We start from the raw sequence: 24,344 nt of genomic DNA on the forward strand, positions 1-24,344 counted from the left end.
CGACCGACCTGGCCGCGTCGACGCCGGCGGGCGACCCCGCCGTGTCCGGCGCCATGCCGCCGCCGCCGCCCGCCTATGACTCGAACGGCGAGGTGACCTTGCCGGTGCAGGTGCGGGTGGTGGAAGCGCCGCCCAAGCGATTCACCGGATCGATCGGCGTGGACGACGAGGCCGGCGTGCGGGTGGAGTCGCTATACCGCCAGAACGTGGTGTTCGGCCAGCCGCTCACGATGGAGACGGGCTTCAGCGTGGACCGGCTGCAGCAGCGCGTCTACGCCGACTTCCTGTTGCCGCCGAACCAGCGTGGCTACAAGGATTCCTTCGGCGCGCTGTACGACCACTCGGACATCCAGGGGCTGGACGTGACCCGTTACGCCCTGGGCGCGACGCGCCTGCAAGAGCGTAAGGGCGCGGGCAACAGCCGGGTGGAATACGAGACCCGCTGGGGCCTGCTGCTGGCGCAGGACCATGTGAAGATCGACGGCGGCGACCAGTACACGCTGCCGACCTTGACCGCGACGGCCGAATGGCTGCGCCGCGACGTGGACAACAAGTACGACCCGCGCGAAGGCAACCTGATCGCGGTGGGCGGCGGCGTGGGCGTGACGCTGGATACCGGCGAGCCCTATACCCGCGCCCGGCTGCGCGCCCAGAAATGGTGGCCCATCGGCAAGCTGGACGTGCTGACCGTGCGCGGCGAAGTCGGCCGGGTGTGGTCCAACAGCAAGGTGCGGGTGCCGGACGATTTCGGTTTCCGCACGGGCGGCGCGCGTTCGATCCGCGGCTACAAGTATCAGAGCATCGGCGTGAAGCAAGACGATGCCGTGGTGGGCGCGCCCACGCTGCTGGTCGGCAGCATCGAGTACGACCACTATTTCAACGAACGCTGGGGCATGGGCGTGTTCGTGGACGCTGGAGATGCCGCGGAATCGTTCGGCGACATGTCGATGGCGGTGGGCTACGGCGTCGGCGCGCGGGTGCGCACGCCGGCCGGTCCGCTATTCCTCGACTTGGCCTACGGCCAGCGCGACCGCGACCTGCGCTTGCACTTTTCCTTGGGGATCGCGTTTTGAAGGGGCTGCGCAAATTTCTGCGCCATGTGCTGGTGTGGTGGTTGCCTGGCCTGGCCATGCTGGCGGTGCTGGCGGGCGGCTTTCTGTTCTGGCTGGTCGGGTCGCAGAACGGCACGCGGCTGCTCCTGACCACGGCCGCCCAGCAATTGAACGGCCAGGCGCTGGACGTGAACGGCTCACTGCTGCGCGGCGTGTCCGTGGGCAAGCTGGACCTCGACGCGGGCGGCACCCGCGTCGACATCACCGACCTGCATCTGGACGTGAACTGGCGCGCGCTGGGCGATCGCCTGCTGCATGTGCGCGAGGTTTCGGCGGGTTCGGTGTACATCGGCCTGGCCTCATCGCCCGAGACGGCGCCTGCGGAGAACGACGGCGAGCCGTTCGCGCTGCCGGAACTGCCGGTGGACATTGCCGTGGACCGAGTGGCGCTGGGCGACTTCCAGCTGGAGCAGGGCGGCCAGCCGCTGCCCGTGACGCTGGGCAATCTGGACGCTACCTTCGCCGCAGGCAAGCAGGGCGCGCAGCTGCGCATCGCCAGCCTGCGCGTGGGCCACGAGGCCGCCCAGGCGGACATCTCCGGCCAGGCCGAACTGCAAGGCATGGCCGATCCCTGGCCGTTCGCCGCACGGTTGGACGTGACCGCGCGCGGAACCGGCCCTGATTCGCCGCTGTGCGAGGCCGATAAGCTGAGCGGCGTGTACGAGCGCCAGACGAGCGCCGCCAAAAAACCTGATCCCAAGGCTGGCGCCAAGGCCGACCCTAAAGCTGCGGCCAAGGCCGATCCCAAGCACGAAGCCGAGGTCATGCCGTCCGAGCCGCCCCGGCCCGCCTGCCAGGTGGCGCTACGCGCCGACGCCGCTGGTTCGCTGGACGGCATCCAGGCCAAGCTGGACGGCGAGGGCTCCGGGCTGCTGCTGGCCCTGACCGCCGACCTGGCACCGCGCACGGCGCTGGTGCTGCGCAGCGCCCGGGCGCAGGCGCAACTACCCGACAAATCGACCCTGGCCGCGCAGCTCGACCTGCAATCCCATACCGCGCAGGGCGCGGGCCGCGAGCGCATCGCAGGCACGATAAGCGCCCAGCGCCTGGATCTGTCGCCCTGGCTGGGCAAGGACATTCCGCCCGCGTTGCTGACGGTGCGCGGCGACGTGCAGGCCGACATCGAGAACCTGAGTCAGCTGCGCCATGCCGCGGTGGACCTGCGTTTCGAAGAGGGCACGCGCTGGAACAAGCAGCCCCTGACCGGGGCGCTCAAGGCCCAGGTGGATATCGCTGCGGCCGGTGCTGCGGCGGTCGAGACCGCCGCAGCAGCCTCGTCGACCGATGCCGCCGCGGCCGGCGCAGCGCCTGTCGCTCCCGACGCCGATCCGCTCGCCGGGCTGCGCATCCACGGCCTGGAGGTGGACCTGAAGCTGGGCCGCAACCGGATCCAGGCCAAGGGCGAGCTGGACGCCAGGGACGGCGCGCTATCGCTGGACGCCCAGGCGCCGCAGCTGGACGCGTTCTGGCCCGGCATCCCCGGCGGCGCGGAGTTGAAAGGCAAGCTGGCGGGCACGCTGGCCGCGCACCGCGGCGAGCTTGCCGCCGGCTACACGCCGCCCAAGCCGCGCCCGGGGGTTCTGGGCGAGGCTCCCGCCAAGGCCAACATCGCTTTTGCCGGTTCCTGGGGCAAGGGGCCGGCCGGCACGCCAGACGCGGCGCTGGCGGGTTGGCGCGGCACGTTCTCGCGGCTGACGGCCGAGACCGCCGGTTTCACCGTGTCCGCGGACCGGCCGGTTACGCTGGCCTTCCTGCCGTCCGCCGTGGAGCCGCAATGGCAATGGCAGGTAGGGCAGACGGCGCTGAGCCTGACTCTGCCCGGCAAGGAGCGCGTGGTCCTGGCGCACCAGGGTTCGCGCGGCGGCGGCAAGCGCTGGGAAACCGCCGGCCAGGCCGACAACCTGGTGATCACGGCCGCCATGGCGCGGCAGGTGATCGGTGCGGTCGATCCCGAGGCCGCCGCCAAGCTGGGCAAGCGGCCCGGCCGGGTGAACGCGATGGTGCCGGAAGGCCAACGCCGCATCGCGCTGGACGTGCTGTGGGACCTGAAGTTCGACGGCCGGCTGGGCGGCAAGGCGCGTATCGCGCGCCGCGAGGGCGACCTGCTGATCCCCGGCGATCCTCCCATTCCGCTGGGCCTGCGGGCGCTGGTGCTGGACCTGACGGCCACGCCGACCGCCGCCAACGCCAGCCGCCTGGACGCCAAGGTCAATCTGGCGACCGACAAGATGGGCGTGGTCAACGGCACCGGCACCGCCGTGCTGGTGGTGGACGCCAAGGGCGGCATGGCGCTGGACCCGCGCCAGCCGCTGCGCGCCAAGCTGGACGCCGACATTGCCGACCTGGCCTGGGTCAGCCTGTTCGTGGGCGACTCGATGGAAGTCGGCGGCTCGGTCAAGGCCAATCTGGAAGCCCAAGGCACCCTGGCGGGCAAATGGTCCGCCACCGGCAACATCCGCGGCGACAAGCTGCGCGTGGTGCGCATCGACGACGGCGTGCGATTGATCGACGGCACCTTGTCCGCGCGCCTGGACGGCGACCGGGTGGTGCTGGAGAGCCTGCGGTTCCCGGCCTCGCTGCGGGTGATGCCGGCCGAATGGCGCACCAAGGAGTGGATCACCACCAACCCCGAGGCCAAGGGCGGCTACGCCGAGGCCAAGGGGCAATGGAATTTCATCGACGGCGGCGGCGATATCCGGCTGACCCTGTACCGGTTCCCGGCGCTGCAGCGCTCGGACCGCTACGCCATGGTGTCCGGCGTCATCGACCTGAAGGCGGCCATGCCGCGCATCGACATCGTGGGCGACCTGAAGGCGGACGCGGGCTGGTTCAGCCTGGAAATCCTGCAGGGCGTGCCTTCGCTGGATGACGACGTCAAGGTGCGCCGGCCGGGCGACGACCCCGGAACGGTCTCCACGCCGCTGCAAACCAGCATGAACCTCAAGTTCGACATGGGGCCGCGGTTCTACATCACCGGCATGGGGCTGGACGCCGGCCTGCTGGGCTCCATCCAGATCCTGCTGCAGGACGGGCGCCTGACCGGCGTGGGCGCGCTGCGCACCCGTGGCGGCGGCATCGAGGCCTACGGCCAGAAGCTGCGCCTGAGCCGCGGCACGCTGACCTTCCAGGGCCGCCTGGACAACCCCTTGCTGGATATCGAGGCGCTGCGCACGGGCGAACAGGTGGAGGCGGGCGTCAAGGTGGTCGGCACCGCGCAGCGCCCGCGCATCGACCTGGTGTCCTATCCGGACGTCAGCGACGTGGAAAAGCTCTCCTGGCTGCTGCTGGGCCGGGGCCCCGACGAAAGCGGCGGCGATGCCGCGCTGCTGATGTCGGTGGGCACGGCGCTGCTGGGCGGCGGGCAGCCGTTCTACAAGCAGTTCGGCCTGGACGACGTCAGCATCAAGACCGGCAACATCGGTAGCTCGGGCAGCATCCTGCCGGACCGCACGGTGGCTGGCGACGTCAACCGGGACAGCGACAGCCAGCTGGCCACGCAGTTCCTGGTGGCCAGCAAGACCTTCGCCAACGGTATCACCCTGAGCGTGGAGCAGGCGCTCGCGGGCAGCGATACCGTCGGCCGGGCCAGCTACCGGCTGGCGCGCGGCCTGTCGGTGGACCTGAAGGGCGGAGCGGTCAACGGCATCGCGCTGGTCTACCGGACCTTCTGGGGGAACTGAGGCAGGGCCGGGCGGCATCGTTCCGCCCGGCCCTGCCGGCGGGGCTATCCGCACTCGGGATAAAATGGCGTCCATTCCATTCTCCCTAGCACCATTCCCACCATGAGCATCAAAAGCGACCGCTGGATCCGCCGCCAGGCCGAAGCCGGCATGATCGAACCCTTCGAAGCAGGGCAGGTCCGCACGGCCAATGGCGGGCGCATCGTCAGCTACGGCACCAGCAGCTACGGCTATGACGTGCGCTGCGCGGACGAATTCAAGATCTTCACGAACATCAATTCCACCATCGTCGATCCCAAGAACTTCGACGAAGGCTCGTTCGTGGATTTCAAGGGCGACGTCTGCATCATCCCGCCCAATTCCTTCGCGCTGGCCCGCACGGTGGAGTATTTCCGTATCCCGCGCAGCGTCCTGACGGTCTGCCTGGGTAAGAGCACCTACGCGCGCTGCGGCATCATCGTCAACGTCACGCCGCTGGAACCCGAATGGGAAGGCCACGTCACGCTGGAGTTCTCGAACACCACTCCGCTGCCGGCCAAGATCTACGCCGGCGAAGGCTGCGCGCAAATGCTGTTCCTGGAAAGCGACGAAGTCTGCGAGACCTCCTACCGCGACCGCGGCGGCAAGTACCAGGGCCAGCGCGGCGTGACCCTGCCGCGCACCTGAAGCCTCACTCCGCGCGCCCGGGCGGCGCGCGCAGGTAGTCGATATCCCATTCGCTTTCGCCGGTCTGGACGAATCCGTGCCGGCGGTAGAAGCGGTTCGAGTCGCTATCCCGTAGCGCACCCAGGCGCACCGGCAGTCCGAGGCGGTCGGCCTCCAGCAGGATCTTCCGCATGACCTGGCTGCCCAACCCTGACCCCTGGACGGCGGGCCGGATGTACAGGTGATCCAGGCGCAGGCCGTCGCCATCCGGGCGCAGCGCGTAAAACCCTATCCGTTGGCCGTCCTGCTCGATGGACCAGGTATCCTTCGGCCGGAAGGTGCTGAGCAGGCGCGAACGCGCGCGCTGGGGATCGAAGCGCCCCAGGCGCTCCAGGCTTTCGCGCATGGCTTCGATGCGCAGCGCCAGCAGGTCTTCGAAATCGGCTTCCGAAACCGGCGAGTACTGTAGCTGCGGCGTGGCGACCTCATCGTAGCCCCGGCCCAGGAACTGCAGGATGCAGATGCCGTGGCCGTAGGGATCGCTCAGGTGGGCGATGCGGCCCCAGGCATGCGAAACAGCGGCATCTTCCAGGCGCGCGCCAGCGGCAACCGCCTGTTCGACCGCGCGGTCGGCGTCCTCCACCACTACGTCCAGATGCACTGGCGTCCAGTGCCGCGCATAGTCGCGCGGCTGGCGCGTGGCGCCGGCCGCGGGCGTGCCAGCGGCCTTTTCCAGCAGATAGATGGGCGCCTCGGCCCCTGCCATCTCGGCCGCCTTCGGTCCCAGCCGGCGTCGCAGCGTCAGGCCGAAAGCGCGGTGATAGAAGTCGATGGCGTGTTCGAGATCGGGCACGTCGATGTTGACCAGGATGCGCATGGGGATGTCGTCTGCTGGGTAGGGGCGAAAAACATATCATGGCCGCCGCGCCCGGTGTTACTTGCCAATGCGCTAAAGAACATCGCCGCCGCGTCCGTAAAAGACAATACATGTGTTTGCCGATTTGGCGACGTCACTTCCGCAAGCGTTAGAAAAGCCCCGATCCGTGCGTTACCCCCATATCCCCTGGCTGCCTCTGTTGTTCTATCCTGCGCTGCCGGTGGCCGCCGCGGTGGGACTGCTGTTGTGGCGGGAATGGCCGCCGGCGCTGGCGCAGATCGTGCCCTTCGTGCCCTGGGGCATGGCGCTGATCGGCGTCGCCGTGTGCCTGATGTACCAGCGCGCGCAGACCATGGTTCTGATGCTCAGCGTGCTGGCCGCGACGGCGGGCTGGCCGGCGCTGGCCACGGAAGCGCCGTGGGCCGTCGGGCCGGCGCTGGCATGGTGGTCGCTGGCCTACACCATCAACGCCCTGTGGTCCGAACGTTCCAGCATGCTACTGGACCTGGCCGCCCGCATCGGCCTGATCGCCGCCGGCGCGGCGGCGATTGCACTGACCGGCAAGGACGGCGTGAGCGATCTGCTCGGCATGTTGTCGGTGCAGGGGCGGCTGGCGCACCTGAGCGTGCCGATCGAAGGGCTGATCGCGTTGCTGGCCACCGGCCTGACGCTGACGCTGCTGCTGCTGCGCTATGGGCGTCCGCAGCAGGCAGGGCAGTGGCTGGGCTTCGTGTGCATGGCCTGGGCCTTGCCGCGCGGGGCGGAGCATCCCGTCGAACTGGCGCTGATGTCCACCGCGGCGCTGACGGCGCTGTGTATTTCCTTGGCGCACGAAGGCTTCCATATGGCGTTCCGCGACGAGCTGACCGGCTTGCCGGGCCGGCGCGCGCTGAATGAGCGGCTGCAACGCATGGGCCGCGTCTACACGCTGGCGATGGCCGATGTGGACAACTTCAAGGCGTTCAACGACACCCACGGCCACGATGTGGGCGACCAGGTGCTGCGCATGGTCGCGGCCCAGTTGCGGCGCGTGCCCGGCGGCGGCCACGCCTACCGCTACGGCGGCGAGGAATTCACGCTGGTGTTTCCCGGCAAGACCGCGGCGGAAAGCATGCCGCACCTGGAAAGCGTCAGGCGCGCCATCGAGGCCTACCAGATGCGGCTGCGCGACAAGCCGGCGCGCCCCAAGGCCGACCAGATCGGCCTGCGCCGCCGCAGCGGGCGCGATGCGCGCAATATGCGGCCGCTGCGGGTGACGGTCAGCATAGGCGTGGCCGAACGCAGCGACGCCCTGCGCGCGCCGGAGGCGGTGATCAAGGCGGCCGATCAGGCGCTCTACAAGGCCAAGGACGAAGGCCGCAACCAGGTGCGGGCCTACAGCACGCGGCGGCGCATGGGCCCGGCCTGACGCGGCCCGGCCTGACGCGGCGCGATTACCGGCCGGCCAGCGGCAGCGCCATCAGCGCTTCGTCGTAGAGTTCACCGTTCACGCACAGCGCCTCGTGTTCGCGGCCGTATTCAGTGAAGCCCAGGCTGAGGTACAGGGCGGTCGCCGCCAGATTGTTGGCGGTCACGCTCAGCTGCACCTGGCGGATGCCGCGCATGCCCGCGGCGTGGGCGATCGCCGCTTGCATCAGCTGCCGGGCCAGGCCCTGGCCGCGCTGCGCCGGCGCCACGTACATGCTCCAGATGTGCGCCTTGTGGCGCATCTTCAGTTTGCGCTGCCGGCCCACGCCGATGATGCCCGTCAGGGCCTCGCCGCAAAACGCGCCGAACATCGCGCTGTCGTCCGAGGGCAGGATCCAGCCGCGGATATCCTCCAATGTCAGCGTGTGTTCCTCTTCGTAACTCGATCCGAATGACTCGGGGGTTTCCACCAGGGCATCCAGGCGTAATTGGCGCAACGGCGCGGCATCGGCGGGAACAAGGCGTCGGACGATGGCAGGGGACATGGGCGGCAAGTGTTGGGAATAGGGAACGTTTGGCTGCGGTTTGGGCAGTATAGGGGGGCACGCTGCCTATAATGGTCCTAACGCCGCTTGCGGTTTTCACAAAGGAGCCAATGATGTTCGGTTTCCTCAAGATAAACCAGGACGCCAAGCGCGACGAAGTCCAGGAAGAGTTCGTGGCGCGTGTGGCGGATGCCGCGCAGGAATTTGTCCAGGCAGCCGGCTCTACCGGCGCCGTGCTGGATTACACACCGTCCAGCGTCCATGCCCTGGACGAAGCGCTGGAGGCTGCCCACGTAGGGACCCTGCCTCTCACCCCCATGCAGACTGTCGGCGCCGCCGCTTACCTCTACGAGGTGGGACGCCGCGCGCATGGCGGCCTGTACGAAGTGTGCGACGACGAGGATCCGGTGGTGCTGGTCTGCGGCGAACCCGGAACCGAGGTTTGCTTCGGCGCCATCGCCAAGGTCGAACGGCGCATCCGTTACGGGTCCGCCGAGGCCATCCCGCCCTATTTCGAACAGTTCCTGACGGCCTTGCAGGCGGGCGAGGCCAGCATCATCCGTTAGCGTCCCGCAGCCCTGCGGGCGCCAGTTTGCTCCCCGGCGCGGCCCGGGTTTCTGTGCTGAAAGCGTCCGCTTTTGGCGCGATGACAACGGCCGTCCGGGCCATTCCGGGATTTCCCTTAGGACTGTAAGAAAAACAGCCCTACAATTCGGCCATTCCCGCCGCCCTGGCGGGTGCTCGCGCCGTCTGTCATCAGGCGGATTTTTACTAGAAGTACACTCGCGCCGCGATAAGCGTCCGAACCGCCTTGCCCCCAGGAGCGCCTGCATGAAATTCCGCTTCCCCATTTTCATCATCGACGAAGACTACCGTTCCGAGAACGCGTCCGGTCTGGGTATCCGCGCCCTGTCCGCGGCGATCGAGGCCGAGGGCGTCGAGGTGATCGGGGTGACCAGTTACGGCGACCTGAGTTCGTTCGCCCAGCAGCAGAGCCGGGCCAGCGCCTTCATCCTGTCGATCGACGATGAAGAGTTCGACGTGGACTCGCCCGAGGACGTGGCAAGCGCTATCAAGAACCTGCGCGCTTTCATCGGCGAGCTGCGCTTCCGCAACGCCGACATCCCCATCTACCTGTACGGCGAGACGCGCACTTCCGAGCACATCCCGAACGACATTCTGCGTGAGCTGCACGGCTTCATCCACATGTTCGAGGACACCCCCGAATTCGTGGCGCGCCACATCATCCGCGAAGCCCGCAGCTACGTCGACAGCCTGCCGCCGCCGTTCTTCCGAGAACTGGTCAAGTACGCGCAGGACGGCTCGTATTCCTGGCACTGCCCCGGCCACTCCGGCGGCGTGGCGTTCCTGAAGAGCCCAGTGGGACGGATGTTCCACCAGTTCTTCGGCGAGAACATGCTGCGCGCCGACGTCTGCAACGCCGTGGACGAACTGGGCCAGCTGCTGGACCATACCGGCCCCGTGGCCGAGTCGGAACTGAATGCCGCGCGCATCTTCCACGCCGACCACTGTTTCTTCGTGACCAACGGCACCTCCACCTCCAACAAGGTGGTGTGGCATGCCAACGTGGCGGCGGGCGACGTGGTGGTGGTGGACCGCAACTGTCACAAGTCGATCTTGCACGCCATCACGATGACGGGCGCGATCCCGGTGTTCCTGCGTCCCACGCGCAACCACCTGGGCATCATCGGTCCGATCCCGCTGGAAGAATTCCACCCGGACAACATCCGCAAGAAGATCGAGGCCAACCCCTTCGCGCGCGAAGCGGTGAACAAGAATCCGCGCATCCTGACGCTGACGCAAAGCACGTATGACGGCGTCATCTACAACGTGGAAATGATCAAGCAGCAGCTCGGCAGCTATGTCGACACGCTGCACTTCGACGAAGCCTGGCTGCCGCACGCGTCGTTCCACGAGTACTACCAGGACATGCACGCCATCGGCGTGGACCGTCCGCGCAGCCAGGATGCGATGGTGTTCGCCACCCACTCCACGCACAAGCTGCTGGCCGGCATTTCGCAGGCCTCGCAGATCATCGTGCAGGAGTCCGAGACCCGCAAGCTGGACCGCAACGTCTTCAACGAAGCCTACCTGATGCACACGTCCACCTCGCCCCAGTACGCGATCATCGCGTCCTGCGACGTGGCCGCCGCCATGATGGAACCGCCCGGAGGCACCGCGCTGGTCGAGGAAAGCATCCGCGAAGCCCTGGACTTCCGCCGCGCCATGCGCAAGGTGGAGTCCGAGTTCGGCAAGAACGACTGGTGGTTCAAGGTCTGGGGCCCGAACCGCCTGGTTTCCGAAGGCATCGGCAACCGCGACGAATGGATTCTCGAATCCAACGACCACTGGCACGGCTTCGGCGAAATGGCCGAAGGCTTCAACATGCTGGACCCGATCAAGGCCACGGTCATCACCCCGGGCCTGGATATGTCGGGCAGCTTCGGCGAAACCGGCATCCCGGCGGCTCTGGTGTCCAAGTACTTGACGGAACACGGCGTGGTGGTCGAGAAGACCGGCCTGTATTCGTTCTTCATCCTGTTCACCATCGGCATCACCAAGGGCCGCTGGAACACGCTGCTGACCGCCTTGCAGCAGTTCAAGGACGACTACGACCGCAACCAGCCGCTGTGGCGCATCCTGCCGGAATTCTGCCGTGACCATCGCCGCTACGAGCGCATGGGCCTGCGCGATCTGTGCCAGGAGATCCACAAGGCCTACCGCGAGCGCGACGTGGCCCGCCTGACCACCGAGATGTACCTGAGCGACATGGTGCCGGCCCTGAAGCCGTCGGATGCGTTTGCCCGCATGGCGCACCGCGAGGTCGAGCGCGTCGACATCGACAAGCTGGAAGGCCGCGTCACCGGCGTGTTGCTGACGCCGTATCCTCCGGGCATCCCGCTGCTGATCCCGGGCGAACGCTTCAACCGCACCATCGTCCAGTACCTGCAGTTCGCGCGCGAGTTCAACCAGCGCTTCCCCGGCTTCGAAACCTACATCCACGGCCTGGCCGACGAAGTGGGTCCGGACGGCGAAAAGCGTTACTACGTCGACTGCCTGATCGAAGACTGATGTTCGATGTAGCAGTACTCGGCGCCGGCGCCGCGGGCATGATGTGTGCCGCGGTCGCCGGCCAGCGCGGCTTGCGCGTGGTGCTGGTCGACCACGCCGAACGCCTGGCGGAGAAGATCCGCATTTCCGGCGGTGGCCGCTGCAACTTCACCAATATCGGCGCCGGCCCCGCCAACTTCCTGTCTGAGAACCCGCATTTCTGCCGCTCGGCGTTGGCGGGCTACACGCCGCAGGACTTCCTGGCGCTGATGAAGCGCCACCACATTGCCTGGCACGAGAAGCATCGCGGCCAGTTGTTTTGCGACGACTCCAGCGAATCCGTCATCGAGATGCTGCGCGCCGAGTGCGATGCGGGCAGGGTGCAGTGGCGCATGGGATGCTCGGTGGCCGAGATCGGCCATGGCGAGCAGGGTTACGAGCTGCGCACCAGCCAGGGCCCGATCCGCGCCGCGAAACTGGTGGTGGCCACCGGTGGCATGGCCATTCCCCAGCTGGGCGCCACCGATTTCGGCCTGAAGATCGCGCGGCAGTTCGGCCTGAAGGTAGTCGAGCCCCGGCCCGCCCTGGTGCCGCTGACCTTCGACGCAGCACAATGGCAGCCCTTGGCCGAATTGTCCGGTGTGGCGCTGGAAGTCAATCTGCGGACGGGGCAGGGCAAGGCCAGCGGCGAATTCCTCGAGGATCTGCTGTTCACCCACCGCGGCTTGTCCGGCCCGGCCATCCTGCAGATCTCCAGCTACTGGAAGCCCGGCGAGCCCATCGTGATCGATCTGGCGCCCGGCCGCGACCTGGCCGAGGAGCTGCTGGCGTCGAAGTCGGGCAACCGGCAGCAGCTGCATACGGTGCTGGCGGGCCTCTGGCCCAAGCGTCTGGCCGACCGTTGGCTGCACCTGGCGGAGCAGGGCGGCAAGCCCGGCTTGGCGGCGTTGCGCCTTGCGGACGCACCGGACAAGACCCTGCGCGCCTTGGCCCAGGACATCCATCAATGGACCCTGGTGCCCAGCGGCACGGCCGGCTACAAAAAGGCCGAAGTGATGCGCGGCGGCGTGGACACGCGCGGCCTGGATCAGAAGTCCATGCAGGCCAAGACCACCGCCGGGCTTTATTTCATCGGCGAGGCCGTGGACGTCACGGGCTGGCTGGGCGGCTACAACTTCCAGTGGGCCTGGGCCTCCGGCGTCGCCTGCGGCAAGGCGCTCTAGCTTTTTCGACGGGTCATGGCGCCGATAGGCGGGCGCTATGGCAGGAATTGGAAGGCTGCCGTTGTTATATTAAATAAAAATACTTATCATTTATGTTTCTGATAATGATCTAAACCCTGAACAGGGGGGCGGATCCCACGGAGACATGCATGGCCTACACCCTTCCGCCCCTGCCGTACGCCTACGACGCCCTGGAACCTCACATCGACGCGATGACGATGGAGATCCACTACAGCAAGCACCATCAGACCTACGTCAACAGCCTGAACGCCGCGCTGGAGGGCGCCGGGATCGCCACTGACGAGCCCGTCGAGTCCCTGGTGGCGCGGCTGGAGCAACTGCCTGAAGCCGTCCGCGGCGCGGTGCGCAACCATGGCGGCGGCCATGCGAACCACAGCTTGTTCTGGGCGGTCATGTCCCCCGAGGGCGGGGGCGAGCCGGACGGCGCGCTGGCGGCGGCCATCGAATCCGAGCTGGGTGGCCTGGCGGCTTTCCGCGACGCTTTCACCAAGGCCGCGCTGACCCGCTTCGGCAGCGGTTGGGCTTGGCTCTCGGTCACGCCGGCCGGCAAGCTCACGGTAGAAAGCAGCGCCAACCAGGACAGCCCCCTGATGCAGGGCAACACGCCCATCCTGGGGCTGGATGTGTGGGAGCACGCCTACTACCTGAAGTACCAGAACCGCAGGCCGGAGTACATCGGCGCCTTTTACAATGTCGTGAACTGGCCTGAAGTGGCGCGCCGCTACGCGGCGGCCCAGCGCTGAGCGCATCTCTGGCAAGGAGGGCAGCGGCACATGAATACTTTCAGCCGTCATCGCGTGCGGCCAGCGGCCACCAGCATCAGCGTGTGGACCCTGGCCGTATTGGTAGCCTGCCTGGGTCTGCACCAGCTGTGGGCCTATCTGGACGTGCGCGCGCCGCACGTGGCCGATGCCCTGCTGGGTGGGTTGGTGGCCGCCGCCGCGACGGCGCTGGGCACCGTGCCCATCCTGTTCGCCCGCAGCATTCCGCAAAAAATGCAGGACAGCATGTTCGGCTTCGGAGCCGGCGTGATGCTGGCGGCCAGCGCCTTTTCGCTGGTGGCGCCCGGCATCGCCGCGGGCCGCGACCTGGGCTACGGCCCCTGGGGCGCCGGGTTGACGGTAGGCGCCGCCCTGCTGCTGGGGGCGGCGGTGCTGCTGCTCATGGACCGTCTCCTGCCGCACGAACATTTCATCAAGGGCAGGGAAGGCATCGAGGCGCACCGCCTGCGCCGCACCTGGCTGTTCGTCTTCGCCATTACCCTGCACAACCTGCCCGAGGGCCTGGCCATCGGCGTGGGTTATGCGGGCAACGACGCCATGCGCGGCACGGCATTGGCCACTGGCATCGCGATCCAGGACATTCCCGAGGGGCTGGTGGTGGCCGTGGCGCTGCTGGCTGCGGGGTATCAGCGCGCGTTCGCCGTGGCGCTGGGCATGCTGTCAGGCCTGGTCGAGCCGTTGGGGGCGGTGCTGGGCGCCGCCGTGGTCGGCTGGTCCGAGCCGCTGCTGCCCTGGGGGCTGGGCTTTGCCGCGGGTGCCATGCTGTTCGTGATCAGCCACGAGATCATCCCGGAATCGCACCGCAAGGGGCATGAGGTCTACGCAACCTGCGGGCTGATGCTGGGCTTCGTGCTGATGATGCTGCTGGATACGGCGCTGGGTTGAGGCCGGCGCGGGCATTCCCTGGCCGCGGCTTTCGTTGTATGCTTGCGCCGCTGTCACGCATGTTGCGGGAGAGAGCGGCCTGTAGGTCCGGCCGCCGCCGAAGGCGCAATTCGCCCGGAATCGCTCAGGTAACCCATACCGCCCATGCTTGCCCCGTCCCGGTTTTCTCACCGTGTGGACCCGGCAAAACAGTACTCTGGAGAGACCTGGCGCCGCCCCTGAACTAGGGACATAGCGAGCAGCCCAGGCGCCGAAGGTGCAAACCCGCCACGCGGGGCAACTCTCAGGCAAAAGGACAGAGGGGCGGAAGATTCAGCCGTCGTGCAGGCGCAGGCCGCCGTGCACCACCGGCATTCCGTAACCCTGGCAACACTGCCGTCCCGGAGTCTCCGCGCATGTCCGCAACCCTCAAACGCACCCCGCTGGCCGAAGAACACATCGCCTCTGGCGCCCGCATGGTCGACTTCGGCGGCTGGGACATGCCGCTGGCTTACGGTTCGCAGCTGGAAGAGCACCATGCCGTGCGCCAGGACGCCGGCATGTTCGACGTGTCGCACATGCTGAACGTCGACGTCATCGGTCCCGACGCTTTTTCCTTCCTGCAGCGCCTGGTCGCCAACGACGTCGCCAAGCTGACCGTGCCCGGCAAAGCCCTGTACAGCTGCATGCTGAACCCCCAGGGCGGCGTGATCGATGACCTGATCATCTATTTCTTCGCCGCCGATGAATGGCGCGTCGTCGTCAACGCCGGCACCGCCGAGAAAGACATCGCCTGGATGCAGCGGGTCAAGCAGGCCGGCAAGTTCGACGTCGCCATCACGCCGCGCCGCGACCTGGCCATGGTCGCCGTGCAGGGCCCCAACGCCCGCGCCAAGGTCTGGGCCGCGCGTCCGGCGTGGCAGGCCGCCAGCGAGCCGCTGACTCCCTTCGTGGCCGCCCGCGTGGGCGACGACACCCTGGTGGCACGCACCGGCTACACCGGCGAAGACGGTTTTGAAATCGTGCTGCCCGCCGCCGAGATCGTGCAGTTGTGGCGCGACCTGGTCGCCCAGGGCGTGCGCCCCTGCGGCCTGGGCGCGCGCGACACGCTGCGCCTGGAAGCCGGCATGAACCTCTACGGCCAGGACATGGACGAGCTGACCCAGCCCGACCAGGCCGGCCTGACCTGGACCGTGTCCCTGAAGAACGCCGAGCGCCGCTTCATCGGCCGCGACGCGCTGGAACAATTCGCTACCCCCGCCACCTTCATCGGCCTGAAGCTGCAAGAGCGCGGCGTCATGCGCGCGCACATGGCCGTGCGCACCAAGGAAGGCACGGGCGAACTCACCAGCGGCACCATGTCGCCCACCCTGGGCGTGTCGATCGGCTTTGCCCGCCTGCCGCAAGGCGTGAAGCCGGGCGACACGGTCGAGGTCGACATCCGCGGCAAATGGGTGCCTGCCCTGGCCTGCAAATTGCCGTTCGTGCGTAACGGCAAAGCGGTCGAACACTCGTAAACTCGAAGCTTCGCGCGAGCCGCCGGTCCCTCGGAGCGACGGCCGCCCGCGCGAGGCGCGCAACACCATTCATCTACCCGCATTCCCTCAGGAGTTCCCATGAGTCTGCCCACCGATCGCAAGTACACCGAGTCCCATGAATGGGTCAAAGCCGAAGGCGACGTGTTCGTCGTCGGCATCACCGATACCGCCCAGGACCAACTGGGCGACCTGGTCTTCGTTGGCGACGTTAAGGTCGGCGCCAAGCTGAACGCCGGTGAAACCGCCGGCGTGGTCGAATCGGTCAAGGCCGCTTCCGACATCTACGCGCCCGTGGCCGGCGAGATCGTCGCGTTCAACGAAGAACTGGAAAACAACCCCAACCTGATCAACGAATCGGCCTTCACCGCCTGGATCTTCAAGATCAAGCCGGTCAACGCCGCCGACGCCGACAAGTTGCTCGACGCCGCCGGCTACGAAGCCGTCGCCAACGGCTAAGCCGCCAGTCCGGATCGGGCGCGCAGGCACAAGTCGCGCGCCCGTTCCGCAAGCTGCAACACCGTCCGTCCTTCGACGACACCCGCTATCCCGAGATCTCTCCATGTCGCGCGCCCTAGACACCCATACCGACTTCATTCCCCGCCACATCGGCCCTTCCGACGCCGACCAGGCCGCCATGCTTGCCGTCATCGGCAGCGCCAGCCTGGACGCCCTGCTCGAAGAAGTCGTGCCGCCCAAGATCCGCAGCCAGGCCCCGCTGGCGCTGCCGCCTTCGCGCAGCGAAACCGACGTGCTGGCCGAACTGAAGCAGATCGCCGGCCGCAACAAGGTCTACCGCAGCTACATCGGCCAGGGGTACTACGGCACGCAGACGCCCAACGTGGTGTTGCGCAACATTCTTGAAAATCCCGCCTGGTACACGGCCTACACGCCTTACCAGCCCGAGATCTCCCAGGGCCGCCTCGAAGCCCTGCTGAACTACCAGACCATGGTCGCCGACCTGACCGGGCTGGACATCTCCAACGCCTCGCTGCTGGACGAAAGCACCGCCGCCGCTGAAGCGATGACGCTGGCGCGTCGCAGCGCCAAGTCGAAGAGCCCGGTGTTCTTCATTTCGCGCCACGTGCATCCCCAGACCATCGAAGTCGTGCGCACGCGCGCCGAAGGCCTGGATATCGAAATCACCATCGGCGACGAAGCCGAAGGCCTGCCCGAGTGCTTCGGCGTGCTGCTGCAGTATCCGCACAGCACCGGCTCGGTGGTTGACTACCGCAAGCTGGCCGAGGCCGCGCACGCGCAAGGCGCCATCGTGGCCGTTGCGACCGACCTGCTGGCGTTGGCCCTGCTGGCCGCGCCGGGCGAATGGGGCGCGGACATCGCCGTCGGCTCGGCCCAGCGTTTCGGAGTGCCGTTCGGTTTCGGCGGCCCGCACGCCGGCTTCATGGCCTGCAAGGACGCCTTCAAGCGCAACATGGCCGGTCGTCTGGTCGGCGTGTCCAAGGACGCGCAGGGCAACCCGGCGATGCGCCTGGCGCTGCAGACGCGCGAACAGCACATCCGCCGCGAAAAAGCCACCTCCAACATCTGCACCGCGCAAGTGCTGCTGGCCGTGATGGCCGGCATGTATGCCGTGTGGCACGGCCCGGCCGGCATCCGCCGCATTGCCGAGCGCGTGCAGCGCAGCACCGCCATCCTGCGCGCCGAACTGATCAAGCTGGGCGTGAAGGTCGCCAACGACACCTTCTTCGACACGCTGCTGCTGGAAACCGGCGCAGCCACCCCGGCCATCCTGACCGCGGCCGACTGCGAGCACGTCAACCTGCGCCGCGTCGACGGCGCCCGCCTGGCCGTCTCGCTGGACGAGACCGTGACCACGGCTGACCTGCAGGCCTTGGTCAACGTCTTCGCCGCGGGCCTGGAGCGCGACGACGTCGAACTCGACATAGACGCGCTGGACGCGGCCGCCGCGGGCGGCATTCCCGCCGGCGTGGCGCGCGAAAGCGCCATCCTGACGCATCCGGTGTTCTCCAGCGTGCAGTCCGAAACCGACATGCTGCGCTACCTGCGCAAGCTGGCCGACAAGGACCTGGCGCTGGATCGCACCATGATCCCGCTGGGCTCGTGCACCATGAAGCTCAACGCCACCGCCGAGATGATCCCCATCACCTGGCCCGAATTCGCGCTGATCCACCCGTTTGCGCCGGCTTCGCAAAGCCAGGGCTACAACGAGCTTATCGACCGCCTGTCGGCCGCGCTGTGCGAAATTACCGGCTATGACAACATCAGCCTGCAGCCCAACTCGGGCGCGCAGGGCGAGTACGCCGGCCTTCTGGCCATCCGCGGCTACCACCAGGCCAACGGCCAGCATCAGCGCAACATCTGCCTGATCCCGTCGTCGGCGCACGGCACCAACCCGGCCTCGGCGCAACTGGCCGGCATGGACGTGGTGGTGGTGGCCTCTGACTCCAACGGCAACGTCGATCTGGCCGACCTGCGCGCCAAGATCGAACAGGTCGGCGACAAGCTGGCCGCCCTGATGATCACGTACCCGTCGACCCACGGCGTGTTCGAGGAAGCCGTCACCGAAATCTGCGATCTGGTGCACCAGGCCGGCGGCCAGGTCTACCTGGACGGCGCCAACATGAACGCGATGGTGGGCGTGGCCCAGCCGGGCAAGTTCGGTTCGGACGTGTCCCACCTGAACCTGCACAAGACCTTCTGCATCCCGCACGGCGGCGGCGGCCCCGGCGTTGGTCCAGTGGCGGTGCGCGCACACTTGGCGCCGTACCTCCCGGGCGTGGTGAACGAGCAGGGCAAGCTGTCCGGCGACGCCAAGGTCGGCCCCGTATCGGCCGCGCCGTTCGGTTCGGCCGGCATCCTGCCGATCCCGTTCGTGTACATCTCGCTGATGGGCGCCGACGGCCTGCGTCGCGCCACCGAAGTCGCCATCCTGAACGCCAACTACATCGCCACCCGCCTGCGCGACCACTATCCGGTCCTGTACGCGGGCCGCAATGGCCGCGTGGCGCACGAGTGCATCCTGGACGTGCGTCCGCTCAAGGAAACCAGCGGCATCAGCGCCGAAGACATCGCCAAGCGCCTGATGGACTACGGCTTCCATGCACCCACCATGAGCTTCCCGGTGGCGGGTACGCTGATGGTCGAGCCGACCGAATCGGAAGGCGTGGCCGAACTGGACCGCTTCATCGACGCGATGATTTCGATCCGCGAGGAAATCGCCCAGGTCGAGCGCGGCGAGCGCGACGCCGAGGACAACGTCCTGAAGAACGCGCCGCACACCGCGCAGATGTTGCTGGCCGAAGAATGGCTGCACGACTACCCGCGCCAGCAGGCCGCTTATCCGGTGGCTTCGCTGCGCGACGCCAAGTACTGGCCGCCGGTTGCCCGCGTGGACAATGCCTACGGCGACCGCAACCTGGTGTGCGCCTGCCTGCCGATCGAAGCCTACGCGTAAGCGCGGATTGCCAAGCCCGGCGCTAATCCAGCCTAGGCAGAAAACGCCCCACCGTGCATCACGTGTGGGGCGTTTTTTCGTCCATCGCCGCTCACAACGCCGTTCGCACAAGTTTTCCTCGGAGGATTCGGACGAGGCTGATCGATAAACCGCCGATTTTTCGTGACATTCGTTACTCGATCACCAGTTGAGGCAAATGAATGAGCGAAGATTCAAGCATAAGCATCGTTGTCACGCCAGTACAGTTGGCGGCGATCTTGCAGGGCGATTCGATCAGCAATGAGGCGACTCTTTCAAACCGAATGTGGGGCGGCCTTACGCTCGCGGCTGGCCTTGCCGAAATGGTGGGTGGCGCTGCGCTGTGCGTCGTTCCGGAGCCGACCGGGCTCACCAAGGCCGGCTGCGTACTGCTCGGCGCGCATGGTTCAGACACAGCGGCGGCCGGTCTGCGTGAAATATGGACGGGACAAAAAGACCAATCGCTGACGGAGATAGGGCTTACCGAGCTGGCCAATAGGCTGGGTGCGAAGCCCGGCTCTGGCCAGGCGCTTGGCTAGGCGGTTGAACTCGCCGTGCCGGCGCGGTTTGCCGGCGCCCTACGGGCCACGCGCGTAACGAGTGTCGCCGCTAGCCGTATTTCGCTGTCCAGGCATGAGGCTAGCGTGTATGAAAGGCTTGGCGGACATACTCTCGCCAAGCACGTGGGGAAAACGAAGGCAGATCTAGAGGCGAGGTGGCGGACAGAACCCGGCTGCAACGAGTGTCGACTTTTTACTCGACTGGAGCGGCAGAAACCGCCGTGAACGGGGTAATGCGCAGCAATGCCCAACGAGTGAGGGAATGGGCTAAATTGGCTTCAAATGGCGAGAAGCTGCCACTAAGGGGAGTCGTTACGGACCGCCTCGGTGTCGTATTGGTCCGCGGCACGACTGAGGTGGTGCCGGGCACGAAGGTTATCGTGACGCTTAAGAAGCAAACCTATAACGGAATGCCTTATTTTGTACTAACAGCGTATCTGGATGTCTGATGCCTACGCAAAGCGATGCATATCCTGAACTCGAGGTGTTTGTCGGTGGGTGGTTCCATCAAGACTGGGGCGCTTTCGGAGAGACTGTCGAGGAAGTCGTTCAGGATTATAAAAAGGTGGTTGGCCAAATACGGGTAAGTCAGGTTTGCGCCGAAATGGACCAATTCATCCAGGAAAATGGTCCCACTGTTGAATTCGCCTTTGAACAACGATGGGGGTGGTTGAGGCCTGCCGGTTTGGGCTACACGATCCCTGAGTTTTTTGAAGAACTGAAGCGAATCCTGAGTACTTAGGTCATGGCATGAGGGCTGGCGCACAAGAATTGCTCAGTTGTTCATCGCCATGTTGCGAGAAACCAAAAAAATCCCCCATCCGAAAGATGGGGGATTTTTCTATCTACGTCGGCTGAAGCTTACTTCGCCGGCGCGGCCTTGCTGGTGACGGAGAAGTCTTCCGCGATGCTGAAGAACGTGTTGAGCATGATCTGCAGGTTTTCCTTGCCGATCCCGCCTTCCGAGTTCATGTCCATCTGCAGCACGGCGCGGTTCTTGTCGTCCAGGTAGGCGCGCGTCCAGCGGTATTCCTGGTTCCAGGCGTTGATGGCCTTGAGCGACACCGGCTTCTTGCTGCTGTAGGTGGCGGTCACGACGAGGTCATGGCACTTCTCGGTGAAGTCATTGCAGAGGAAGTCGACGCGCAGTTCGCTGGCGCCGGTGCTGCCCGGTTCCAGCATCAGCACGGGGCCTTCGTCGCCATCCTGCTTGCGAGGGGCGTACGACATGTCATCGAGCATGGCGGTCACGGTGTCGAGGTCGAAGTCCTGCATGTAGCCGGCGGCGGAGGCGGTGTCGACGGGGGCGGCCAGCTCGGTGCCTTCGGCCGGTTCGCCTTCCTCTTCCATGCCATCCATGTCGTCGTCCATGCCGGTCGCGCCCAGCAGGCCTGCGAACAATTCATCGGCGGGGATCTTCTGGCCGTTCAGGTCGCCCATGCCATCGGCGAAGTGGAACTTGCCGATGATGTTGTCGCCGTCGTTCTTGCCGACGTTGAGCATTTCAGCCATGCCGGACATCGAGCGCATCTGGTCGTCGGCTTCCTCGGCGGCCTTTTCCGCGGTCAAGCCTTGCTTCTTGACGGCGTACTGCACGATCAGGTCGCGCACCATGGGCTTGGAGATGACCAGGGTGGCATCAATCTGCTTGATGGCCTTGACCATGATCTCCTGGGGCGTCAGATCCTTGACGTTGGGCGGATTGGTCAGGTCCAGCGTGAAGTTCAGCTTGCTTTCGCCCTTGTCGGTCTTCCAGCTGATCGGGTCGATGCTGAACGAGGGGTTGCCGTTGAGCAGCTTGCCGGCGTTTTCCAGCACGGCGTCGAACTGTTCGTCCTTCAGGCCTTCGTCGCTGGCGCCCAGCATGTACTGGCGCACGATCTGGTTGTAGGTGTCCGACAGCTGCTTGATGGCGGCGCCGTCCAGCTTGGCGAGCTTGATCACGGCCTGGCCGTTGCCCAGCGCCACGTCGTTCAGCGTGATGGTGCCGGTCTGGTAGGTGGCTTCGACATTGACGTTCTTGTCGTCTTCGGCCAGCTTGACGCCATAGCCCAGATTGTCCACCGAGACCTTGACGTCGTCACCGGGGCGGGTCACGTCGATGCGCTTGAGCTTGACGCTCGAATCGCCGACGGACAGGCCGAACTTGCCCATGCGGCTGTTGACGTCCATGGTCAGGCCGGACAGCAGCATCTTGATGGGGTCATCCGACTTTTCACCGTCCACCGACAGCGTTTCGACCAGGGCGTGCGCCGTGACGGCCTGCAGCGCGCGGTCGAAGGTGCCGTTGATCGCCATGCCGCTGAAGTTGACGGCGTTGCCCTCGTGCGTGATCTGCACGGGGGCGATGTTGGCGGTGGAGGTGGCGTAGCCGCCGAAACTGATGACTGCGTCGGCGCTCAGGGGCGCGACGCCCTTGGTCAGCTCGAACAGTTCCTTGATGTTGTCGGTCTTGGCGAGCTCGGCGTGCGTGAAGGCCAATTTCGGCGCGATGGCGCCGCGCGCCAGGGCGCTCTTGGGGAAGGGGCCGTGTTCGATGGACGCGTCGAACTCGATCATGCCCTTGGGCATGTCCTTGGCGATCTTGTCGCCGTTGACCAGCGACACGCCATAGCGCGCCTGCGTCGAGAACAGGCCGCGTTCGTACTTCAGCTGATCGATGCGCAGACCGAACAGAGGCGTGATCTTGGCCAGTTTCTCGTTGGCTTCCGCCAGATGGCGCTGCGAGCTTTCCTCGATGCGCTTGCCGGTGTACCACGTGGCCCCGACCCAGCTTCCCGCTCCCACTATGACCACGCCGAGGGTGATCGCTACGCTCTTTTTCATCGTTCTGCTTGTATCGTTGATTGTCGAGTCATATCCGGTGACAGGCGGCTGCTTCTGGCCGCTGGACCCTGTTGCTGGCGTCCGCCATCGGAATACGCGCATTCATCGGCCTGTAAGGCCCGCGGCGAGTATACCGAGGCCGGTGGTCATGTGACCACGCGCGCAGTTACAGAAGATTTCAAAATGAAAGCCGGCGCGTTTGCGCCGGCTTTTTCGGGTCAAAAGGCCTGGAGTGCGGATTACATCGGATCCAGGGGATAGATCGGGCGGCGCACGTGCTGGAAATCGAGCTGGCCGTAATCCGAGGTGGTAACGCCCACGCCGGTGCATTCAATGACTTGCGTGGCCATATCGGAGAAGCCCGCGCGCCAGTGCACCCGGCTCTTGAGCACGACGTAGCGCTTTTGCAGCGGATCGATGCCGGCCGACAGCAGGCAATTGATGTCGAAGGGCTCCTGGTGGCGCGACACGACGACGATCTCCACGCGGCCGGCATCGATCACGACGGTCAGGCCGGTGTCGTTGCGCACGCCGCGGTACATGGGGCCGCGGTTCAGGTAGACGCCGTCGAACACCAGCTTGACGCGGCCGGTGATTTCCAGCGGCTCGCTGGGCTGCTTGATGGCGGGCATGGCCATCTTGCCGCCGAGCTGGATGGTGATGGTCTGGCCCACGCCGGCGGCCGCCGCCTGCTGCGCCGCCTGCGGATCGCAGATGGCGTAGAAGACCACGTTCTCCAGTCCCTGGCGCAGCACTTCGGCGAGCACGGCAGTGGTGTCCATGGTGCCGCCGGAGCCGGTGTTGTCGTAGTGGTCCAATAGCACGACCGGGCCTTGTTCGATGGCTTTGGCGCGCGCGATGGTGGGCTCCAGCGGCTCCGGGTGGAACACCCAGTCGGCGCGGCCGCTCCAGGCCCGGTCCAGCAGTTCGTCGCGGTAGCGCTGCGCGTCGGCCAGGTTGCCATCGGTACAGACCACGGCGCTCAGGCCGGCTTCGCGGATGTCGGCATGCGGAAATCCCACGAAGACCGAGGCGGCCAGCACGCTGCCGGCTTCCAGTTCCTGGCAGCGTTCCTGCAGCGGCTTGTTGGGCGCGGCATGGGTGCCCTGGCACATGATGTGAGGCAGCATGGGCTTGTTGGCCCAGGACATGACGGGCTTGATTTCGCCCTTCAGGGTGCGCGCGATCACGTTCGCGGCGCGCAGGCCCGCCGCGCGGATGTCCACGTGCGGGTAGGTATGGAAACCGCTGATGACCGTGGCGTGCTTGACGATGTCGTCGTAGATGTTGGCGTGCATGTCCAGCGTTACCGCCACGGGCGTGTGCGGATCGATCTCGCGCAGGCGGCGCAGCAGGTCGCCTTCGGCGTCTTCCACGCCCTCGGCGACCATGGCGCCGTGCAGGTCCAGCAGGATGGCGTCGTAGCCGCCGCGCCGGACCTCGTCCAGGACCAGCTTGCACAGCCGTTCGTGGGTTTCGGCGCTGGCGGGGCCGCTGGGCCAGGACTCGGCCGCGACGGGCACGACCATCTCGGCGCCTTCGCGGCGCGCCACTTCGATGTAGCCGCCCAGGCCGCTGTCGGTGTTCTCGTAGGCCTGGATGGCGCGTTCGCCGGCCAGGACTTCGGGATTGCCGCGGAAAAAGCGTTCAAGCGGGGTAGGCACGGGCGAAAACGTATTCGTCTCGTGCTTGATCATTGCCAAAAGCCAACGCATGGAAATTCCTGTGGGTTTGCCGTTGA

Annotated in this window: 19 protein-coding genes and 2 riboswitches; of the genes, 15 read left to right on the plus strand and 4 right to left on the minus strand. The window is 66.3% G+C overall.

What is annotated here, in order from left to right; all coding sequences use genetic code 11:
* From WBB14_RS31435 to dcd, 3 genes are all read left to right on the plus strand, one after another.
* The coding region (locus WBB14_RS31435) for an autotransporter assembly complex protein TamA (protein WP_424243250.1) at positions 1-1,073 on the plus strand (1,073 nt) is incomplete at its 5' end.
* The gene (locus tag WBB14_RS31440) at positions 1,070-4,792 is read left to right on the plus strand and encodes a translocation/assembly module TamB domain-containing protein (RefSeq protein ID WP_424243251.1); all 3,723 of its coding nucleotides are present in this window, start codon (positions 1,070-1,072) and stop codon (positions 4,790-4,792) included. The genes WBB14_RS31435 and WBB14_RS31440, both read left to right, overlap by 4 nt.
* Positions 4,793-4,894: 102 nt before the next feature.
* Positions 4,895-5,458, plus strand: coding sequence for a dCTP deaminase (gene dcd / locus WBB14_RS31445; protein WP_041654363.1), 564 nt, complete (start codon positions 4,895-4,897; stop codon positions 5,456-5,458).
* A 4-nt stretch (positions 5,459-5,462) separates the two neighbouring features.
* Here dcd and WBB14_RS31450 read toward each other — a convergent pair whose 3' ends face one another.
* Entirely contained in the window at positions 5,463-6,314 is an 852-nt protein-coding gene (locus WBB14_RS31450; RefSeq protein WP_424243252.1) for a GNAT family N-acetyltransferase, read from the minus strand.
* Positions 6,315-6,480: 166 nt separating this feature from the next.
* On the opposite strand from WBB14_RS31450, the gene WBB14_RS31455 reads away from it, so the two are divergent.
* The gene (locus WBB14_RS31455) at positions 6,481-7,722 is read left to right on the plus strand and encodes a diguanylate cyclase (RefSeq protein WP_424243253.1); all 1,242 of its coding nucleotides are present in this window, start codon (positions 6,481-6,483) and stop codon (positions 7,720-7,722) included.
* 25 nt (positions 7,723-7,747) lie between these two features.
* Here the strand turns inward: WBB14_RS31455 and WBB14_RS31460 are convergent, their stop codons facing one another.
* Positions 7,748-8,266 (minus strand): N-acetyltransferase family protein, encoded by a 519-nt coding sequence (locus WBB14_RS31460; RefSeq protein ID WP_424243254.1) that lies wholly within the window; start codon positions 8,264-8,266, stop codon positions 7,748-7,750.
* Positions 8,267-8,379: 113 nt separating this feature from the next.
* On the opposite strand from WBB14_RS31460, the gene WBB14_RS31465 reads away from it, so the two are divergent.
* The 11 genes from WBB14_RS31465 (at position 8,380) to WBB14_RS31515 (ending at position 20,519) form a co-directional block, all read left to right on the plus strand.
* The gene (locus WBB14_RS31465; protein ID WP_424243319.1) at positions 8,380-8,832 is read left to right on the plus strand and encodes a hypothetical protein; all 453 of its coding nucleotides are present in this window, start codon (positions 8,380-8,382) and stop codon (positions 8,830-8,832) included.
* Positions 8,833-9,097: 265 nt separating this feature from the next.
* Positions 9,098-11,359: an arginine/lysine/ornithine decarboxylase gene (locus WBB14_RS31470; protein WP_332014417.1), complete on the plus strand. Its 2,262-nt coding sequence runs from the start codon at positions 9,098-9,100 to the stop codon at positions 11,357-11,359.
* The gene (locus WBB14_RS31475; RefSeq protein ID WP_424243255.1) at positions 11,359-12,561 is read left to right on the plus strand and encodes an NAD(P)/FAD-dependent oxidoreductase; all 1,203 of its coding nucleotides are present in this window, start codon (positions 11,359-11,361) and stop codon (positions 12,559-12,561) included. The genes WBB14_RS31470 and WBB14_RS31475 overlap by 1 nt, the downstream gene beginning before the upstream one ends.
* Positions 12,562-12,710: 149 nt before the next feature.
* Positions 12,711-13,325, plus strand: coding sequence for a superoxide dismutase (locus WBB14_RS31480; RefSeq protein ID WP_424243256.1), 615 nt, complete (start codon positions 12,711-12,713; stop codon positions 13,323-13,325).
* A 30-nt stretch (positions 13,326-13,355) separates the two neighbouring features.
* Positions 13,356-14,249 carry a ZIP family metal transporter gene (locus WBB14_RS31485; protein ID WP_424243257.1) on the plus strand — a complete coding sequence of 298 codons (894 nt, stop codon included), beginning with the start codon at positions 13,356-13,358 and terminating at the stop codon, positions 14,247-14,249.
* 55 nt (positions 14,250-14,304) lie between these two features.
* Positions 14,305-14,400, plus strand: a riboswitch (glycine riboswitch).
* A 35-nt stretch (positions 14,401-14,435) separates the two neighbouring features.
* A riboswitch (glycine riboswitch) is annotated at positions 14,436-14,558 on the plus strand.
* A gap of 86 nt (positions 14,559-14,644) precedes the next feature.
* Positions 14,645-15,745 (plus strand): glycine cleavage system aminomethyltransferase GcvT, encoded by a 1,101-nt coding sequence (gcvT, locus tag WBB14_RS31490; protein WP_424243258.1) that lies wholly within the window; start codon positions 14,645-14,647, stop codon positions 15,743-15,745.
* A gap of 99 nt (positions 15,746-15,844) precedes the next feature.
* A complete protein-coding gene (gene gcvH, locus WBB14_RS31495; protein WP_042795177.1) occupies positions 15,845-16,222 on the plus strand; it encodes a glycine cleavage system protein GcvH in 378 nt (125 codons plus the stop codon).
* A 103-nt stretch (positions 16,223-16,325) separates the two neighbouring features.
* Positions 16,326-19,199, plus strand: a complete 2,874-nt coding sequence (gene gcvP, locus WBB14_RS31500) for an aminomethyl-transferring glycine dehydrogenase (protein WP_424243259.1) — start codon at positions 16,326-16,328, stop codon at positions 19,197-19,199.
* Positions 19,200-19,399: 200 nt separating this feature from the next.
* Positions 19,400-19,756 (plus strand): hypothetical protein, encoded by a 357-nt coding sequence (locus tag WBB14_RS31505; RefSeq protein WP_424243260.1) that lies wholly within the window; start codon positions 19,400-19,402, stop codon positions 19,754-19,756.
* A gap of 176 nt (positions 19,757-19,932) precedes the next feature.
* Positions 19,933-20,226 carry an RNase A-like domain-containing protein gene (locus WBB14_RS31510; protein WP_424243261.1) on the plus strand — a complete coding sequence of 98 codons (294 nt, stop codon included), beginning with the start codon at positions 19,933-19,935 and terminating at the stop codon, positions 20,224-20,226.
* Positions 20,226-20,519 (plus strand): contact-dependent growth inhibition system immunity protein, encoded by a 294-nt coding sequence (locus WBB14_RS31515; protein WP_424243262.1) that lies wholly within the window; start codon positions 20,226-20,228, stop codon positions 20,517-20,519. The genes WBB14_RS31510 and WBB14_RS31515 overlap by 1 nt, the downstream gene beginning before the upstream one ends.
* A gap of 119 nt (positions 20,520-20,638) precedes the next feature.
* Here the strand turns inward: WBB14_RS31515 and WBB14_RS31520 are convergent, their stop codons facing one another.
* The gene (locus tag WBB14_RS31520; protein WP_424243263.1) at positions 20,639-22,603 is read right to left on the minus strand and encodes a DUF945 family protein; all 1,965 of its coding nucleotides are present in this window, start codon (positions 22,601-22,603) and stop codon (positions 20,639-20,641) included.
* A gap of 239 nt (positions 22,604-22,842) precedes the next feature.
* Entirely contained in the window at positions 22,843-24,318 is a 1,476-nt protein-coding gene (locus tag WBB14_RS31525) for a M81 family metallopeptidase (RefSeq protein WP_424243264.1), read from the minus strand.
* Between the last annotated feature and the right edge of the window lie 26 nt (positions 24,319-24,344).

It is taken from the genome of Achromobacter sp. (assembly GCF_049647645.1).
GTDB lineage: Bacteria > Pseudomonadota > Gammaproteobacteria > Burkholderiales > Burkholderiaceae_B > Achromobacter.